This is a genomic window from Flavobacterium sp. (assembly GCF_965277525.1).
In the GTDB taxonomy this organism is placed as follows: Bacteria; Bacteroidota; Bacteroidia; order Flavobacteriales; family Flavobacteriaceae; genus Flavobacterium.
The window spans coordinates 338,338-357,628 of record NZ_CBDIDC010000014.1 but is presented as its reverse complement, the minus strand read 5'-3'; the positions used below and the strand labels follow the sequence as shown (position 1 = coordinate 357,628).

The following is a 19,291-nucleotide window of genomic DNA, read 5'->3' as shown; positions in this document are numbered from 1 at the left end:
AAAAGAAATATGTAATTTTTGTGCTATTACATGAATGAAAAGTGCTATTCTGTTTCGGATTATGAAAGTAAATTTGAAAGGAATCCAAAAAATATTTATTATGAGCAATACCATTCAAAGACCTGAATTTAAGGCAAAGTACAATAATTACATCAACGGAAAGTTTACAGCTCCGGTAAAAGGAGAATATTTTGATGTTCTTTCTCCAATTGATGGAAAAGTATTTACAAAAGCAGCGCATTCAGGCAAAGAGGATCTGGAATTGGCAGTAGACGCAGCCTATGAGGCGTTTAAAACCTGGGGAAAAACATCAGTTACCGAGAGAAGTATTTTATTAAATAAGATTGCACAAAAGATAGAAGATAATCTTGAATACATTGCAACTGTAGAAACAATTGATAACGGAAAACCAATTCGTGAAACGCTTGCAGCAGATATTCCGTTGGCAATAGACCACTTCAGGTATTTTGCAGGTGTAATTCGTGCCGAAGAAAGTTCAATTGCAGAACTAGATTCCCAAACAGTTTCCATTGCTTTAAGCGAGCCTTTAGGCGTTGTTGCCCAAATTATTCCGTGGAATTTCCCGATTTTAATGGCCGTTTGGAAAATCGCTCCGGCATTGGCAGCAGGAAATACTATTGTATTGAAACCTGCAGAAAGCACGCCAATTTCTATCTTAGTTTTAATGGAATTAATAGGAGACATTCTTCCTCCCGGAGTTTTGAATATCGTAAATGGTTTTGGTGCTGAGTTGGGACGTCCGTTAGTGACGAACAAAAAAGTTTCGAAAGCGGCATTTACCGGTTCAACTACTACAGGACGTCTGGTCATGCAATATGCTACTGAAAATATTATTCCGGTTACACTTGAGCTAGGAGGTAAATCACCAAATATTTTCTTTCCGTCAGTAGCAGATCACGATGATGATTTCTTTGATAAAGCAATCGAAGGTGCTGTTTTATTTGCTTTAAATCAAGGTGAAATTTGTACTTGTCCGTCGAGATTATTAATTCATGAAGATATATACGATAAGTTTATTGCCAAAGTGATCGAAAGAACAGAGGCCATTATAGCAGGAAATCCACTGGACAAATCGACGATGATTGGAGCACAAACGTCATTAGTTCAGAAGGAAAAAATCTTGTCTTATATAAAATTAGGAAAAGAAGAAGGGGCAGAGCTTTTGACAGGTGGCGATGAAAATCATTTAGGCGGAGATCTTGAAGGTGGTTATTATATTAAGCCCACACTGTTTAAGGGGAATAATAAAATGAGAATTTTTCAGGAAGAAATTTTCGGGCCAGTTCTCGCAGTTACGACTTTTAAAACGACTGAAGAAGCTATTGAAATTGCGAATGATACGATGTACGGTTTGGGGGCCGGAGTCTGGACACGTGACGCACATGAAATTTATCAGGTGCCAAGAGCTATTCAGTCAGGTCGTGTCTGGATCAATCAGTACCATTCTTACCCTGCAGGAGCGCCTTTTGGAGGTTACAAACAATCCGGTATTGGTCGTGAAAACCATAAAATGATGTTAGGACAATACCGTCAGACTAAAAATATGCTGATTTCTTATGATAAAAAGAAATTAGGTTTCTTTTAATTTGTTATAATGTTGGTTTGAAAAGGTAAGTTTCTGACTTACCTTTTTTTGTAAATTTAATGTAAAGAAAAAGATCATGATAAAGAGACTTGACGCCACGGATAAAGCGATTGAATTGATAAAAATCCTTAAAGAAAAACATGGTGATTTGATGTTTTATCAGGCAGGAGGATGCTGTGAAGGGACGCAGCCACAATGTTTTGAAAAAGGAGGATACTATCAAAGAATGGGAGATGTTTGCATTGGAACGATTGAAGATACTGAATTCTGGGTCGATAAAGATTTATTCGAATATTGGAAGCATGCCCATTTTACCTTAAAAGTAATTGATGCCTTTGGAGTTGGAGGTTTTTCATTAGAAACTCCATTAAAGAAAACGTTTCAAATAGAATATAGAATTTTTACTGAGGAAGAAGAAAAGGATTTGGAGCCGGTAAGTATTATTGAATAGGTTCTAAGGTTCAGAGCAACAAAGGGACAGAGATTTTTCTCGATCTTGTCATTTCGACCAAAGGGAGAAATCACACGTGTAATTAGAAAAAGATTGACGATTTCTTCGGAATTTCTAGTGTGATTTCTCCTTCGTCGAAATGATAAAAAATGCGCGCAACTCTTTGTACCTGTGAACCTTTTCGCCTTTGCATCTTTCTTTAATTCACATACAACAACTGATATTGCTTCGGCGTGATGCCTTCATGCTTTTTAAACAATCGGATAAAATAATTAGCATCTTCAAAACCGGACAAATAGCAAACTTCATTAATTTGTATTCCTGGGTTTCGGAGTAGTTTTTTAGCATGTTTTATTTTTTCATTCAAAACATACTCAATCGGACTCATTCCTAATTCTCTTCTGAAAAAACGATAGAAAGAGGCTGGACTCATACAGGCCTTTTCACTCAGATTTTTCATATTTATGTTTTCCTTTAAATTAAGCCTGATGAATTCTGTTACTTCAAAAATCGGATTATTGGTGTGGATTGCAATTCCTTCATCGATAGATTTTACCGTCTGTGTTTGTATGATTCGGATTAGCAATTCCTGCAAGGTAAGGTCTGCGAGGGCATCTTTGGTAATCGAAGTGCTCATGCATTCTTTGATCAGTTTGTTGATCGTGGAAGCAAGATCTACATTATTATAGAAAAAATAGTTTTGATAATTTAATTGCCAGTACGTATTACTGCCTTCCTTTGGATAACGTTCGTTTAGAAAATTTAAAGTGTCGGTTATTTTAGTTTTGTCGATGGCCAGCGCCAGGCATTGCGTTGGGTTTTCTCTTGATGCTTCAGGAAAATCAATTTTCATTTCTACGTTTGACGGAATCACAACGGTTTCTCCGGGTAAATAATCAAATCCGGGATCATCAAAAAGATGCATTACTTTTTTGCCCCTCAACATGCTGGTAACTACAAAATCATTAAACTTTAGCGGAACCAATTGAGAAGATTCATAGGTTTCAAAAAGATTTAATTCGCAATGATTTAAGTTATAAACCGTACGGTTTTCAACAAGTGTCTTTAATGATTTTTCATTCGATAATTGAGGAGGACTGATTAAAGCACGTTGGTTGTTCATTGTGATTAAATTTTAAGTAGCGACTTTAAATTTAATCAAAATATATATAGAAAACCCAGATTTAACGTTTCATTAAATCAGTTCCTCAACATGTTTTTTGATATTCTCTGCTATTTTTTTGGTTGGCAAATCGTTTTCATCATCACCAAAAGGGTCTTCAATTTCTTCAGCAATAAGCTCTAAACTGGCCAGTACGTAAAAAATAAAAACAACAACCGGAGCTACAAAGTATCCTAAACTAATAGAATACCCAAAAGGCAGTGTCATGGTATAAAAGAAGATGAATTTTTTTATAAAAGCACTGTAAGAGTAGGGAATAGGAGTATTTTTAATTCTCTCACAGGCCCCACAGATATCCGTGAAAGATTGTAATTCTTCGTTTAAAATAATGAGCTGATCTCCGGTAATTTTTTTGGCGTCATACAAATCATTGATTTTATGAAACATCATTCTTTTAACCTGATTTGGTTTGTGTTTATGATGATCAATCTCTAAATCTACATCGTCAAAAAGTTGTTTACTGGTCTCAGAATCATGAAGATGTTTGTGTAAAATTGATGCATAAGTGGGAATGAATTTTCTGAAGAATTTTCGATCATTTTCATCTTTAAGTATTGCCGAAAGTTTAATCGCCAGATTACGGCTATTATTAACCAAACCACCCCATAATTTTCGTCCTTCCCACCAGCGATCATAAGCGGTGTTAGTTCTGAAAACAAGCAATAACGAGATTACAAATCCCAGCATTCCGTGCATAATCGGGATGTTATGAATGTAATCGTTTTTGCCAAATTTAAAATAAGAAATTTCAAGATATCCAATAACAGAAGAATAGATTCCGATGGCAATCATAATCGGAAATAACTTTCTAACGGTATCTGATTTATGAATATGGAATATAAAAGTAAACCAATCCTTAGTGTTATATGAGATCATTTGTCTTCGTTTTGAAACAAATTTACTTTAAAAATTAATATTTCCCGCTAATTCTTTTAAAGCAATTTCAGATAACTTCGCTTCATATTGCGCATTGCTGTAACGTACTTTTGCGTTAACATAATTGAGCTGAGCTGTTCTGAAATCAAGAGTTGTAATGGTTCCGATTCTAAATTTATCTAAAGTAATGTCTAGATTCTGTTTGGCAATAGCTTCGTTATCTTCTTCTAAACCAATTAATTCTAAATTCGTTAAGTAGGTTTGAAAAGCAGTGCTTAATTGTGTATTCAAAATTAGATTTTGTTGTTCGATAGCAATTTTAGAATTTTCAATTTCAAGTTTTGCTACTTTTTCATTACGATGCTGGTTAAAACCATCAAATATATTAAGTGTTGCATTAAAACCATAATTCAAACCTCTGGCAGAAGATTGACTTGTAAACCCTAAACTGGACTGATTATCCGAGAAATTATACCCCGAAGTTAAGTTGACAACAGGATATCGATCTGCTTTAACCTGCTTGAGTTGCAATTCGGCAATTCGTTTGTTGATTATTTGCGATTCTAAAGCCGGATTTTGTTTTTGTGCTAACTCCATTAAGTCAATCAAAACCAGTTTGTTGTCAACCTTAACAGTATTGCTTACTGTGAAATCTATTTTTGGATCACGGGCTAAATGTTGATTCAGTAAAATTTTAGCATTCTTATACGATTCTTTTTGCCTTAGCAAAGCAACCTGATCTGAATTCAAATCGACTTGGGCATTCAGAACTTCTAGTTTTGAAGCCTTTCCGATAGTAAAACGATTTTGTGCCAAAGTCAATCGTTGCTTCGAAATGACTATTGTGGTATCTAAAGCAGACAATTGCTGTTGCTGCTGTACTAAATCGTAATAAGCTGAATTTACCTGACCAATTTTCATCAAAATGGTTCTTTTTAATTCAGCATCACCTAATTTTTGTAATTCTTTCAGCTGATCTAATTTCGCGAACATTTTCATTCCGTCGAATACAGTCCACCCTAAACTTACACCATAATTCAAACTATTGTTTTTAGCGTTGTTTAATGATGTTGTAGTTCCGTCCTGACGCGTCTGCGATGAATTTTGCACACTGTTATTGTCCGTAATCGAAGCGGTAGCAACAGGCAACATTCCGGCATTTCCCACCGTTACGTTGGTTTCGCTTATTTTCGAATTGTTCTTGGCAATCTTGATTTCAAAATTATTTTCCAATGCTATTTTCATGGCATCTTCAATAGTAAGGACTTCTTGCGCATTTGTTTTTGCAATGCATAAGAGCACTAATAAAGTACTAAATAAAATTTTAATATTCATATAGGTTTTCTTTTGCCTCGAATTCACCAATTTATTTTACTGTACCGCATGAATTCGGGGCTAATAAATTATTTACTTTCTTTTTCGTATTCGTCAATATGATCAAATTCCGGATAATGTTTTCGGGCTTTAGACCACATAAAATAAATAGCTGGAATTACAAAAAGAGTTAAAGCTAAGGAGAAAATAGTCCCGCCAACAATAACAACTCCCATTCCGATTCTACTTGTAGAAGCCGCTCCAAGCGACATCGCAATTGGCAAAGCCCCTAAAGCAATCGCTAAACTTGTCATCAGGATAGGACGTAAACGTGCTTCTGACGCTTCTAAAATAGCTTCTAATTTCGGTTTTCCCTGTTCTCGTAACTGATTGGCAAATTCAACAATCAGGATACCATTTTTAGTTACCAGACCAATAAGCATTACCGTACCAATCTGACTGAATATATTCCAGGTTTGATTGAACAGCCATAATGAAAATAAAGCTCCTGCAACCGCCATCGGCACTGTAAGAATGATAATTAAAGGATCGATAAAACTCTCAAACTGAGCCGCCAGAATTAAAAAGATTAATAGTAAAGCCAATCCAAAAGCAAAAGAAGTGTTCGAGCTACTTTCAACAAAATCACGGGATTCTCCACTTAAATCAGTTGTGAAACTTTCATCCAGCACTTTGGCTTTTATTCGGTCCATTTCTTTAATACCATCACTGATACTTTTACCGGGTGCCAAACCTGCGGAAACAGTGGCTGACATATAACGGTTGTTGTGGTACAATTGAGGAGGATTACTTTGTTCCTCTACATTCACCACATTATCCATCTGTATTAATTCACCCTTTTTGTTTTTTACAAACATCGAAGTTAAATCCAAAGGTTTAGATCGGTCTTTTTGATCAAACTGACCAATCACCTGATATTGTTTTCCGTTTTTAATGAAATAACCAAAACGCTGTCCGCTTAACGAAAGCTGTAAAGTCTGTGCAATATCAATGATTGAGATTCCTAAACTTTCGGCTTTTGCACGATCTATACTGACGTTTATTTCAGGTTTATTAAATTTCAGGTTCACATCTGTAGTAGAGAACACATCGCTTTTACCCACTTCATCCATAAAAACAGGGATTTTTTCTCTTAATTTCTCAAAAGTAGGTGCCTGAATGATATACTGAATCGGAAGTCCTCCACGTCTGTTTACAGCAATTGTGGGCTGTTGTGTAACAGAAGTTTTTGCACTAGGATATTTTTTAGTCCATTTGGTTAATTTCTCTGCAATTTCTTTTTGAGATGTTTTTCTTTCATCTACATCTTTCAAAGTCAGTCTGATCAATCCCGAATTTACCGAGTTTGAGCTAAATCCTGGCGAAGTAATCACTAAACTTACTTTTTTCTCCGGAATAGAGTCGTCAATTAGCCTTGAAATTTCCTGCATAAAACGATCTGTATATTCGTACGAAGATCCTTCAGGAGTAGTCATACGCATTGTTACAGAACTACGGTCATCATAAGGTGCGGTTTCTTTTGGAAGAATAGTAAAGAATAAATAAATCAATCCAAAACATGCAATTAGAATGGGGAAACTGATCCATTTTTTCTCCATGAAACGATTTAATGCCTCTGCATATCCACTATTCAATTTCTCGAAAAAAGGTTCCGTTCTGATGTAGAATTTCGATTTTTTCTGTTCTCCGCCTTTCATTAAATAGGCATTCAGCATTGGCGTTAAAGTCAGTGATACAAAAGCCGAAATTAATACTGCGGCACCAATCACTACACCAAATTCCCGAAAGAGTCGGCCTACGAAACCTTCTAAGAATATTACAGGTAAAAATACAGCTGCAAGCGTTACTGAAATAGAAATCACAGCATAGAAAATTTCATTAGATCCCTTGATTGCCGCTTCGATTGGCGACATTCCTTCTTCGACTTTTTTGAAGATATTTTCAGTAACCACAATTCCGTCATCCACTACAAGTCCCGTAGCCAGAACAATGGCCAATAATGTCAATACATTGATCGAAAATCCAAAAAGCCACATAATAAAAAACGTTGCGATTAACGAAACCGGAATATCAATTAAGGGTCTGAAGGCAATTGCCCAGTCTCTAAAAAACAAGTAAATAATAATAATCACAAGAATAATAGAAATCCCTAAAGTTTCCGCAACTTCAAGTACTGATTTTTTTACGAAAATCGTATTGTCCAGCGCAATATTCAACTTAATATCTTTTGGAAGATCTTTCTTTAAAGCATCGTATTTTTTATAAAACTCTTTCGAAATATCTAAGTAATTAGCCCCTGGCATTGGCACGATAGCCAAACCAATTAGCGGAAGACCTGACTGGCTAAGTTTTGTTTCTAAGTTTTCAGGACCTAATTCAGCACCCCCAACATCGCTCAAACGAACAATTTTATCACCGTCAGTACGAATAATAATATTATTGAATTCCTCGGGCTTAGAAAGATTTCCAATTGTTTTTACAGTAAGTTCCGTATTATTACCGGTTAGTTTTCCTGAAGGTAATTCTACATTTTGTGCATTTAAGGCAGCACGAACTTCCGCAACAGTACAACCATAAGCGGTTAATTTTACGGGATCAATCCACAAACGCATTGCGTAACGTTTTTGTCCCCAAATCTGAACAGCGCTCACACCCGGAATAGTTTCTAATCGTTGTGAAATAACATTTTCAGCATAATCGCTTAATTCTAACGAACTACGGGTATCACTTTGTACCGTCATCGAAATAATTGCCTCACTGTCAGCATCAGCTTTCGATACAACCGGAGGAGCATCAATATCCTGCGGTAAACTTCTGACGGCTTGTGATACTTTGTCACGTACGTCATTCGCGGCTTCTTCCAGGTTTTTGTCAAGGTTAAACTCAATAGTAATGTTACTGCTTCCCTGATTACTGGAAGATGTTATATTTCGAATCCCGTCAATTGCATTTACTGCTTTTTCAAGGGGCTCTGTAATTTGTGACTCAATAATATCAGAATTGGCTCCTGTATAATTGGTTCGGATAGAAACCTGTGCAGGATCAATCGAAGGAAATTCCCGAACTCCCAAAAAGGTATAACCAAGGAAACCGAATAAAATAATCAAAAGATTCAGTACAATAGTCAGAACAGGCCTTTTTATACTTGTAGTTGATAAACTCATTATGATGTATGATTTTAGAGTTTAGATTTAGTGAATGAGGTTTTACAACTCATAACCCAAAACTCATAACTTAAAGATTATTTTTTTACGTTAACTTTTATCGGTGCTTCATTTTTTAATGACATAACACCACTGGTAATTAAGGTGTCTCCAGCTTTCAATCCTGATAAAATCAAAATAGAAGCATCAGTTCTCGTAGTAGCATCCACCATCACTTCTTTGGCTTTGCCCATATTGGCGATATACACTTTTTTACCATCTTGCACCGGAATGATAGCTTCAGAGGGAACCACAATAGCGTCTTTAATAATGTTTAAAGGTAATTTTACATCGGCAAAAGTTCCCGGAAAAAGTTTTCCATCAATGTTATCCGCAATGGCACGAATTTGTAAAGTACGGGTAGCAACTGCTACTTCAGGTTCTATGGCATATATTTTTGCCGAATAAACTTTATCTGAACCGGAAACCTTAAATTCAATAGAAGAACCTGCTTGTACCTGCGAAGCATATTTTTCAGGAATAGAAAATGTAATTTTTAATTTTCCTGTATTGACTAATTTTGCCACTAAAATGGTTGGAGTAATGTAAGTTCCCGGAGAAATAGAACGCAATCCTATTTTTCCTGAAAAAGGGGCTTTTATAGAAGTTTTTGCGATTTGTGCTTTAATCAATTGACTTTGAGCTTGTGCCGAAGCATGATCAGCCTTTGCAACATCAAATTCTTCCTGACTTATAGCTTCTTTTTGAAGTAATAATTTAGCTCTTCTCTCGTTTTCAGCAGCAAGACCTTCTCTGGTTACCGCTTGTCTTAATTGTGCTTTAAGTTCAATATCATTTACTTTAAAAAGTACCTGACCTTTATTTACGTTACTGCCTTCGGTAAAGTAAATACCTTCAACAATTCCTGAAACTTCACTATGTATTTCTATTTGTTCGTTTGCTTCTATAGACCCCGAAAGTGATAGGTTGTTATCAAAAGTAGCTGTTTTAATAACAATTCCGCTTACTGTGGTTGGAGTGTTTTTATCACCGGACTTTTTAGATTCATCATTTTTGCTTTTATTGGAAACAATTCGGTACGTTATAAATCCTCCGATACAGATAATCAGTAAGGCGTAAACAAGGTTTTTTACTTTCATAAAATTGGGGTAATTTTTTTTTGGTATGTGTTTTTAGTAAGCTTGCAAATTTAACTTTTTGAAACGAAAACGAAAGATGTTAGGCTTTATTTAACACTTGCATAATATTAACTTTAAACGTCTCTTAACAGTTATTTTTGACAATTTTTTGTAAATAGGACATGCTTTTGATAAAAAGGTTTAAAGCAAGTTTGATTTATTTTGAAAATAATCAAATTAATTATAGAAGCCTTGAAATTTCTGATAATATTGTAGCTGTTTTATATGTTTTAACTCATAAAATATTTAGACGTTCTGTTTTTTAATTCATTGAAGTTTTAAAACTTTTAAGCTATAAATCTTTAACTAATATAATTCCAAATGCTTTTTTTCTTCGTCAATTCGATAAAAACTGCTTTTAGTATAGCGTGTTCCGGTTTTTGCAACGGCCCGTCTTCTTTCAAAATTTTCATGGCATAATTTCGGGCTAAACTTAAAATATCCCTGTCACGTACGATATCAGCAATTTGAAGATTTAAAACACCGCTTTGTTGCGTTCCCATTAAATCTCCGGGACCACGAAGTTTAAGATCAACTTCGGCAATTTCGAAACCATCATTCGTCTGAACCATGGTCTCCATTCTTGTTTTACTGTCAGCGCTCAATTTATGGCTTGTCATCAAAATGCAATAACTTTGTTCAGCACCACGACCTACGCGACCACGCAACTGGTGTAACTGGGATAATCCAAAACGTTCAGCACTTTCGATAATCATTACACTGGCATTCGGTACGTTAACACCAACTTCAATTACAGTTGTTGCAACCATTATATTGGTTTTACCCTCAGAAAAGCGTTTCATTTCTGCATCTTTATCTGCCGGTTTCATTTTTCCGTGTAATATTGAAATCGAATATTGAGGCAATGGAAAGTCACGCGAGATACTTTCGTAACCGTCCATTAAATCTTTATAATCCATTTTTTCTGATTCCTGAATCAGCGGATAAACAATATAGATTTGTCTTCCCAGCGCAATTTCGTCTCTCAGGAATTTCCATACTTTCAAACGATTACTATCAAAACGATGTACAGTTTGAATTGGTTTTCTGCCAGGTGGTAATTCATCAATTACTGAGATGTCTAAATCGCCATACAAACTCATCGCTAAAGTTCTCGGAATAGGAGTGGCGGTCATAACCAGAACGTGTGGTGGAATTTCATTTTTCTTCCACAATTTAGACCTTTGTTCAACTCCAAATCGATGTTGCTCATCAATTACAGCCAAGCCTAAGTTTTTGAATTTTACTTTGTCTTCTAATAAAGCGTGAGTACCTATTATAATATGCAAGCTTCCGTTTTCAAGTTCTTCATGAATGACTCTTCGGGCTGTGATTTTAGAGGAACCCGTAAGGATTTTTATGTTGATGTTTAATGTTTCAGCCAGCTCTGATAAGCCAATAAAATGCTGATTGGCAAGAATTTCAGTAGGCGCCATCAGACAAGCCTGAAAGCCATTGTCTATAGCGAGCAGCATACTTAAAAAAGCTACAATCGTTTTTCCTGAACCTACATCCCCTTGTAACAATCGATTCATTTGGGCATTACTTCCCATGTCCGAACGGATTTCTTTGACCACTCTTTTTTGAGCGTTTGTAAGTTGAAACGGTAAATGATTCTGATAAAAATCATTAAAAAATTCACCCACTTTTGAAAAAGGATACCCTTTTATTTTGTGTTTCCGAATCAGGTTTTTGGTAATCAATTGCAATTGAATAAAGAACAATTCTTCAAATTTCAATCTAAATTGGGCTTTCGCCAGAGCGTCAGCATTTTTTGGGAAATGGATATTGAACAAAGCAGCTCTTTTCGAGATTAGCTTTAATTCTTCAATCAGATATGCCGGGAAAGTTTCTGTAAATAATGCATGGGTTTCAAGAAACAATTGTTCCATTAACTTATTAATGGTTCGGTTTGAAATTCCACGATTGGTCAATGTTTCGGTTGAAGGATAAACGGGCTGCATAGCGGAACGAAGGCTTTTTTCGTGCTCGCTCAACAATTCAATTTCAGGATGTGCCATGCTAAACTGACTTCCGTACAAAGAGCATTTTCCAAAAATCACACAAACTTCATTGAGTTTTAAGCTTTCACGAATCCATTTATGGCCCTGAAACCAATTCAGGTCAATTTGGCCCGTGTCATCTACAAAAGTAGCCACCAGACGCTTTTTGTTTTTAGCAAACTCAACCGTTTTTATGTTGATGATTTTTCCGATAATCTGAACTTCAGAACCTGTATTTTGCAGTTCATTAATCTTGTAATAGCGGGTTCTGTCAATGTATCTGTTCGGAAAAAAATTAACTAAATCTCCGTATTTATGAATTCCTAATTCCTTGCGCAGCAACTGACCACGACTGGGGCCAACGCCTTTCAGGTATTCTATCGGAGTTTCAAGCAGATTATTAGACATTAAAAATTTTAAAGTTTAGATTGTTGACTGAAGAATAAAGAATATAGAGTAAAGAAAAAGATTTTGCTCTATATTCTTTGCTCTATGTTCTCTTTTCTTTTGCTAAGCGAAGATAGATTTTAATTGGGAAATTTGAAAGTGTTATTTGTTTTCGAAATAAAGTCTTTAAAAGATTACTTATCTGTTTTCCGGATGATTTTAATTATTTTTATTCGGATCGCAAAGCCCGTCTTCATTGGTATGAAAAATAAATAAGTGTTTCTTATAACTTTAGTTGAAAATTAACGCAACCATTTAACACAATGACAATCTATTAAGTATATTAATACTTAAAAAACCAAAAATAAATGAAAAAACTAGTAATTATCTGCATTCTAATGTTAAGTCTTGTTTCTTGTTCAAGTGATAATGTAAAATCCTCATCTTCTGTCGAAACTGAGTATTACGGAAAATGGACTTTAGTAAAAATAACTGGTAATTTTGTAACCAATACCACTTCTAATATGGCATGGAAGGAGACCTATATTTTTAATACTGACGGAACATTTTCGAAAACAAAGACTGAAAATAATACAACTATAACAGCCGTTGGGACATTTAAAATTACTACACCTCCTAACGAAACCCTTTTCGAGTTAAATTATAAAGAAAGCAGCTCCATAGTCGAAAGTTGCAACGGGCACCAAACTGAAAATCTTCATCTTAATAAAGACAACACATTAGCAAGTGACTGGCAAAATTGCGACGGCTGGGGTTTGATTTTTAAAAAAGAATAGTAAAAAAGCTTTAAGTTTGCAGAAAAATAAAGAGTATTTAAATAATTAAATGCTCTTTGTTTTTTTATTTAATTTTTGAAAAAATGACAACACATTTAGCACTTTTAAGAGGAATTAATGTTTCCGGTCACAATATGATGAAGATGGAAGCTTTGAAAACGATGTTAGAAAATATCGGATTTCAAAACGTACGCACTTATTTGCAATCCGGAAATGTTTTTGTTGATTCCCAAGAGGAAAGCGCTTCGAAAGTGGGCTTTATGATCAAACAGGAAATTTTCAAGGTTTTTGGACATGAAGTTCCTACGATTGTTATTACAAAAGAAGATCTGCAATTGTGTTTTAAGAACAGTCCTTTTTTAAACGAAAAAGATGCAGATACTAAAAAACTTTACGTTGCTTTTGTTTCTGTTGCCCTGAAAAGTGAAAATATAAACGATTTAAAAATCAGTCAGTTCAAACCTGATGAAGCGAGTATTGACGGAAACAGAATCTTTATTAAATATGCTGTTGGCGCAGGAAAAACAAGATTTGATCAAAAATACATTGAGAAAAAACTGAATGTCACAGCAACCATCAGAAATTGGAATACAGTGACGAATTTACTTGAAATGTATGGAGAATAATTAGCCAATTAGAAAATGAGTCAATTGGATAGTTTTAAAATTATGATAATAAAATTACCCAATTGACTCATTTTCTAATTTATAGATTAATCCCTCAACCATTTTTGCATGATCGGAAAAGGTTCTTTTCCTTCTTTAAGAGCACGATCTTTGCCCACACAAAGCCCAATCCATTCCAGAAAAGGCAAACCAATATAATTTTTATCACTAAAATTAGAAATAAACCAATCTGATTCGTCTTTGTAGCCATTAGGATGAAATACAAAATCAAGTGGTAATTGCAAATGATTTGCAGCAGCAAATGACCATAAAATAGCACCTATTTCTTCAGACTGAGTAGGCCATTCGGGGGACATTTCACTTGTACCTGCTATTTTTCTTTCAGAAGAAGTTGTAACAGCTAAATGTCCCGCTTCATGCAAAATATCTCCCGGATATAATAATTTATCATAATCGATATAGATGCAATTTGGACCTAAACTTAATCCGGGTAAAAAAGTGCCGTCCAATTCTTTTTCAATTATATCAATCCCTATTTCATTTAAGAACAGGATAACTTTTTTTATCTCCAGGCTGACCTCTTTTGTTGGCATATCAATATGTTTGGAATAAAATTAATATTTTAATTCTGAATTAAATCACAATACCAAAATCCAAAGTCAAAAGCATCATTTGTATTGGTATCGCAAGCAGTATTGGATGCATCCGTAGTTTTAGGTTTTTCATATTTACGATAAACGATTTCTCCAATTTCAAAAGCTATAGGTGCTGAAAAAATGGGACCATCAAAAGTAAAAGTATGAAATTCCCCATTTTCACCGCAAACATCTACATTTTCAGGCAAATCATTGATAAAATCCTGATCAATTACACGGCCAACAAAACTTTTGTCTAAATAACGTTCGTTTACGCAAACAACAATGGTTTTAAAACCTAACAAAATAAATTCCCGAATAAGATCCTGCGTTGGAATTTTCCAAAGTGGAAAAACACCTTCAAAGTCAATTCTTGCCAATTGATCTTCACGATATTTACGTAAATCTTCCAGAAAAATGTCACCAAAAACAGAATGCGTAATGCCTTCGTTTTTTAATTCAGTTAAAGTTTCAGTCATCACATCTTCATACACTTCCATGGTTGGCATTTCTGGAATTTGCATTATTTTAAGAGGCATACCAATACTTTTAGCTTGCGCTTCAAGTAATTCAACACGAACGCCGTGCATTGAAATTCGTTGAAATTGCTGGTTTACGCTCGTTAATAAATATTCGATTTTAAAATCAGGATTTTGTAATGTTTTGTATAATGCTAAAGCAGAATCTTTTCCGCTGCTCCAGTTAAACAAGGCTTTTTTAAGTGTTGACACGTTGTTATAATTTTCTATGGTAAACTTACAAATTTCATTCGATTTGTTAGTGAAACCTTTGTAACTTTGGTTTTTTGCCTTCAAATTTATTTCAATGAAATACATCTTTCTATTTATTACCAGTTTCGGATTTGCACAACAAACTCAATTTATCGATTTTAAATCGGTTAACGGGCAATTGAAATTAAACGCAACCGAAAAATCAGTTTCAGGAACTGTGGATTATCAGTTTAAGGTTTTAAAACCTGTAGATACCATTAAAATTGATGCTAAAAACATGGAATTTTCTCGTGTTCAGATCGATCAGAAAGAGGCTGTTTTTATCAATACAGGAAAGGAATTGCAAATTATTGGTAATTTTCAAAAAGGAGAAAATCATTTGACTTTTGAATATTCGGTTAAACCCAAACAAGCTTTATATTTTGTTGCTATTGAAAACTCTGAAGTGCAAATCTGGACACAGGGACAGGGTAGGTATACCAGTAACTGGTTTCCGAGTTTTGACGATGTAAACGAAAAAGTAATCTTTAGTCTGGGGATCAGTTATAATAAAGAGTATCAGGTCGTTTCGAATGGAGTATTAAAAGAAAAGAAAACAGATGGAAATTCAGTTCATTGGCAATACCAAATGGAAAATCCAATGAGTTCTTATTTATTAATGCTGGCTATTGGAAAATATGATAAAAAAGAATTTAAAGCAAAATCTAAAATTCCGTTAGAATATTATCTGGAAAATAAAGATGCAAATAGGTTTGAGCCAACTTACAGATACTCAAAACGTATTTTTGATTTTTTAGAGAAGGAAATAGGAGTAAAGTATCCTTGGGAAGTTTACAGGGAAATTCCGGTTCGCGATTTCTTATATGCGGGAATGGAAAATACGACAACAACTCTTTTTGCAACACGTTATGTGGTAGATTCAATAGGTTTTGAAGATCGTAATTATACAAATGTTGATGCACATGAATTGGCACACCATTGGTTTGGAGATTTAATTACAGCCGAAAGCAGCACGCATCATTGGCTTCAGGAAGGTTTTGCAACCTATTATGCAGCATTGGCAGAAAGAGAGATTTACGGGGATGATTTTTTCTATTCGAAATTGTATCAGACAGCGCAACAGATAAAGTTTGCATCCAGAACGGATACTATTCCGGTCTTGAATGCCAAAGCGAGTTCGTTGACTTTTTACGAAAAAGGCGCTTGGGCATTGTTTGTTTTGCATGAATCAATTGGTGATAAGGCATTCAAAAAAGCTGTAAAGAGTTATTTAAAAAAATATGCTTATCAAACCGTGAATACGCAAAACTTCTTTGATGAAATTAAAAAAGTATCTGATTTTGATTTGGATAAATTTCAGAAAACATGGTTAGAATCAACTGCTTTTGATACGCCGACAGCGAATGCCTTATTGAGCAAAAATAAAGCAATTCAGGTTCGACTGGAAGTTGACAGACTAAAGAAGACTCCTTTCGCAGAGAAAGAAGAATTTTTAAGAAAGACTTTAGAATCTAATGTTTACGAAACGGTAAAAGAAGCAATCGTAAGCCAATTAGAACCTGAAAAATACGAAGCTAAAAAAGAACTTTTGCGAATAGCTTTACAGACAAACAACTTGCAAATCAGACAGGCTGTTGCAGCTTCTTTGCCTAAGATTCCGGAAGATTTTAGAACTAGTTACGAAACTTTACTGAATGACAGGTCGTATCAAACCCAGGAAATTGCTTTGTATTATTTATGGAAAAATTTTCCGGATCATAGAGTCCAATATCTGAATGAATCTAAAAACTGGATTGGTTTTAACGATTTTAATCTTCGAACATTATGGCTATCATTGGCATTATCAACTCCTGACTACAGCGACAATCCAGAAGCCCTGATTGAAGAATTAATTTCTTTTTCGTCTACAAAATATGAAGCTACAACCCGACAAAATGCACTTGAAAAATTATTATCTTTTAAAATTATAAACGATCAGGTATTGACGAATTTAGTAAATGCAACAACACATCATATGTGGCAATTTTCTAAATTTGGCAGAGATTCAATTCGGCTTTTATTAAAAAATTCTGAAATGCGTGCTTCGTTTGAAAGAATTTTGAGTAATTTGAACCCCGATGAACAGTTTCAATTGAATCGTTTGCTGAGAGAGTGATTTATAGAAGAAAGAGAATAGAATAAAGAGAATAGAATAAAGAGAATAGAAGAAAGAGAATAGAAGAAAGAGAATAGAAGAAAGAGGATAGAAGAAAGAGGATAGAAGAAAGAGGATAGAAGAAAGAGGATAGAAGAAAGAGGATAGAAGAAAGAGGATAGAAGAAAGAGGATAGAAGAAAGAGGATAGATTATTTGGTCTATTTTCTTGATTCTTGATTCTTTTTCCAAAAAACAAAACCTACAATATATTTATGAGAGCATTGGTTATTTCTGGTGGAGGAAGTAAAGGCGCATTTGCCGGGGGCGTAGCGCAGTATCTAATAGAAGAAAAGAATCACAAATACGATTTGTTTCTGGGAACTTCGACAGGAAGCTTGCTTATTCCGCATTTAGCGCTTGGTCATATTAAACAAATTCACTCCATTTATACCAATGTTACAATGAGTGGGATTTTTAATATTTGCCCATTTGTAATCAAAGTCAAAGATGGAATTGATATTGTGACAATCAATCATTTCAACGTTTTACGTCAATTTTTTAAAGGAAAAAGAACTTTTGGCGAAAGCAAAGGGTTACGCAAATATATTAAAGCAAACTTTTCACTATCAGATTTTAATAATCTTAAGAAACTCAAAAGTGATGTCGTGGTTACAGTAACAAATTTTACTAAGAATGAATCGGAATATAAATCGGTAAAAGACTGTACCTATGAGGAATTCTGTGATTGGTCCTGGATTTCCAGTAATTATGTTCCGTTTATGAGTTTGGTAGAAAAAAATAATTACGAATATGGTGATGGTGGATTTTCAAGTTTGGTCCCTATCCGTGAAGCTATAAATCGCGGCGCAACCGAAATTGACGTCATTATCCTGGAAACCGAAGTAAACATGACCAAAACCGTCATTGGTAAAAACCCGTTCTCTCTAATGATTGATCTGTTCCGAATTGCCTTAGATCAGGTTGAAAAACATGATATTGCTATAGGAAAATTGATGGCAAACAATAAAAATGTAAAACTTAACTTATATTATACCCCAACTAAACTGACGGATAATGCCCTTATTTTTAATAAAGAAGTCATGAAAGAATGGTGGGAACAAGGGTATGAATATGCTCAGAATAAATCTGAGGTTATGAGTGATAATCGATAACAAATGAATAGGAAGAATTAGATATGATAATTTCTTTTGATCTGGACGACACGTTAATATCTAAAAATAATTTCCAATTAGAAAAATCTAATTTATTGCAGCAATTTTTAGGTATTGAAGGGATAAGAAAAGGAACGATAAGTCTATTTAAAGAAATAAAAAAACAAAAACATCAAATTTATATTTATACAACTTCGTACAGAAGTGAATCACGAATAAAGTGGATGTTTTATTCTTATGGAATTTCTGTTGATTTTGTAATAAACCAACAGAAACACAACAGAAGAATTAGCAAAAAAAATATTCATTGCTCAAAGTTCCCTCCACTATTTAACATTGATATACACGTAGATGATTCAATTGGAGTTGAAATGGAAGGGCAAAAAAACGGATTCAAAACCATTATAATTTCTGAAACAGATGAAAATTGGACAGAAACAATTTTGAATATACTATATCCGGACTAAAAAGTGTAACAGATTTTACCAAAGTTCTGAAACCTCATTTTTAATATATCCCAAAGCAGCATTGCTTGGTGATTGTTTCTCTAATAAATCATTCAGGATAACTTCACGTAATTTATCTCCACTGTCGACACGATCGCTCATAGCAGCTTTACGGATGATTTGTATGGTTGAGTTTTTAGCCGTTGTAATGATGGTCCAGCATTCGTCAGACATGTAAATTTGTTGTGTCAAATTATGTTCAAATTCATGTTCGATTTGGTCAATTAAGAAGTTTTCATAATCGTGCTTTTCGTTTGAAATTGGCGCAATTCGGATCAATAATTTGGTCAGATTAATACGTTCCAAAAATAAGGTCATACGTTCATAAGCCTGTAAACGTATTGGCAAAGATTCTTTATGCGCTTCTTTGTTTAATAAAAAGTTGCGTTTTTTATCATTGTTTTTAATGTGTAGTTCAAAAAAACTGTACGCCACAAATCCGGTAACAATGGCCGGTAAAGTATAACTGGCTAACTCTATAATTTTATTAAAATCCATTTGGTTT

General features: G+C 34.5%; 16 protein-coding genes. 7 read left to right on the top strand and 9 right to left on the bottom strand.

Translation table 11 applies throughout. From position 1 onward, the window contains the following. Positions 1–100: 100 nt before the first annotated feature. Positions 101–1,606 (top strand): aldehyde dehydrogenase family protein, encoded by a 1,506-nt coding sequence (locus tag ACQY44_RS25730; protein ID WP_428233123.1) that lies wholly within the window; start codon positions 101–103, stop codon positions 1,604–1,606. 76 nt (positions 1,607–1,682) lie between these two features. After that, positions 1,683–2,057: a DUF779 domain-containing protein gene (locus ACQY44_RS25725; protein WP_428233122.1), complete on the top strand. Its 375-nt coding sequence runs from the start codon at positions 1,683–1,685 to the stop codon at positions 2,055–2,057. Positions 2,058–2,256: 199 nt separating this feature from the next. Here ACQY44_RS25725 and ACQY44_RS25720 read toward each other — a convergent pair whose 3' ends face one another. The 6 genes from ACQY44_RS25720 to recG form a co-directional block, all read right to left on the bottom strand. Beyond that, positions 2,257–3,180 carry an AraC family transcriptional regulator gene (locus tag ACQY44_RS25720; RefSeq protein ID WP_428233121.1) on the bottom strand — a complete coding sequence of 308 codons (924 nt, stop codon included), beginning with the start codon at positions 3,178–3,180 and terminating at the stop codon, positions 2,257–2,259. 72 nt (positions 3,181–3,252) lie between these two features. Then, complete coding sequence (locus ACQY44_RS25715; RefSeq protein ID WP_428233120.1) at positions 3,253–4,116, bottom strand: bestrophin family protein; 864 nt, start codon at positions 4,114–4,116, stop codon at positions 3,253–3,255. Between the two features lie 27 nt (positions 4,117–4,143). Then, a complete protein-coding gene (locus ACQY44_RS25710; protein ID WP_428233119.1) occupies positions 4,144–5,451 on the bottom strand; it encodes a TolC family protein in 1,308 nt (435 codons plus the stop codon). A 68-nt stretch (positions 5,452–5,519) separates the two neighbouring features. Beyond that, positions 5,520–8,615: an efflux RND transporter permease subunit gene (locus tag ACQY44_RS25705; RefSeq protein ID WP_428233118.1), complete on the bottom strand. Its 3,096-nt coding sequence runs from the start codon at positions 8,613–8,615 to the stop codon at positions 5,520–5,522. 77 nt (positions 8,616–8,692) lie between these two features. Next, positions 8,693–9,754, bottom strand: coding sequence for an efflux RND transporter periplasmic adaptor subunit (locus ACQY44_RS25700; protein ID WP_428233117.1), 1,062 nt, complete (start codon positions 9,752–9,754; stop codon positions 8,693–8,695). Between the two features lie 341 nt (positions 9,755–10,095). After that, positions 10,096–12,204 (bottom strand): ATP-dependent DNA helicase RecG, encoded by a 2,109-nt coding sequence (gene recG, locus ACQY44_RS25695; RefSeq protein ID WP_428233116.1) that lies wholly within the window; start codon positions 12,202–12,204, stop codon positions 10,096–10,098. 347 nt (positions 12,205–12,551) lie between these two features. Between recG and ACQY44_RS25690 the strand changes: the two genes are divergently transcribed. Beyond that, a complete protein-coding gene (locus ACQY44_RS25690) occupies positions 12,552–12,980 on the top strand; it encodes a hypothetical protein (protein WP_428233115.1) in 429 nt (142 codons plus the stop codon). Between the two features lie 83 nt (positions 12,981–13,063). Further along, positions 13,064–13,606, top strand: coding sequence for a DUF1697 domain-containing protein (locus ACQY44_RS25685; RefSeq protein WP_428233114.1), 543 nt, complete (start codon positions 13,064–13,066; stop codon positions 13,604–13,606). Positions 13,607–13,692: 86 nt separating this feature from the next. Here the strand turns inward: ACQY44_RS25685 and ACQY44_RS25680 are convergent, their stop codons facing one another. Continuing rightward, positions 13,693–14,199, bottom strand: coding sequence for a hypothetical protein (locus ACQY44_RS25680; RefSeq protein ID WP_428233113.1), 507 nt, complete (start codon positions 14,197–14,199; stop codon positions 13,693–13,695). 29 nt (positions 14,200–14,228) lie between these two features. Continuing rightward, a complete protein-coding gene (locus ACQY44_RS25675) occupies positions 14,229–14,972 on the bottom strand; it encodes a diphthine--ammonia ligase (protein WP_428233112.1) in 744 nt (247 codons plus the stop codon). 94 nt (positions 14,973–15,066) lie between these two features. On the opposite strand from ACQY44_RS25675, the gene ACQY44_RS25670 reads away from it, so the two are divergent. From ACQY44_RS25670 to ACQY44_RS25660, 3 genes are all read left to right on the top strand, one after another. After that, complete coding sequence (locus ACQY44_RS25670; protein ID WP_428233111.1) at positions 15,067–17,127, top strand: M1 family aminopeptidase; 2,061 nt, start codon at positions 15,067–15,069, stop codon at positions 17,125–17,127. Positions 17,128–17,380: 253 nt separating this feature from the next. Further along, positions 17,381–18,280, top strand: coding sequence for a patatin-like phospholipase family protein (locus ACQY44_RS25665; RefSeq protein ID WP_428233110.1), 900 nt, complete (start codon positions 17,381–17,383; stop codon positions 18,278–18,280). 23 nt (positions 18,281–18,303) lie between these two features. Continuing rightward, positions 18,304–18,747, top strand: a complete 444-nt coding sequence (locus ACQY44_RS25660) for a hypothetical protein (protein WP_428233109.1) — start codon at positions 18,304–18,306, stop codon at positions 18,745–18,747. 15 nt (positions 18,748–18,762) lie between these two features. On the opposite strand, the gene ACQY44_RS25655 is transcribed toward ACQY44_RS25660, so the two are convergent. Further along, a complete protein-coding gene (locus ACQY44_RS25655) occupies positions 18,763–19,284 on the bottom strand; it encodes a hypothetical protein (RefSeq protein WP_428233108.1) in 522 nt (173 codons plus the stop codon). Between the last annotated feature and the right edge of the window lie 7 nt (positions 19,285–19,291).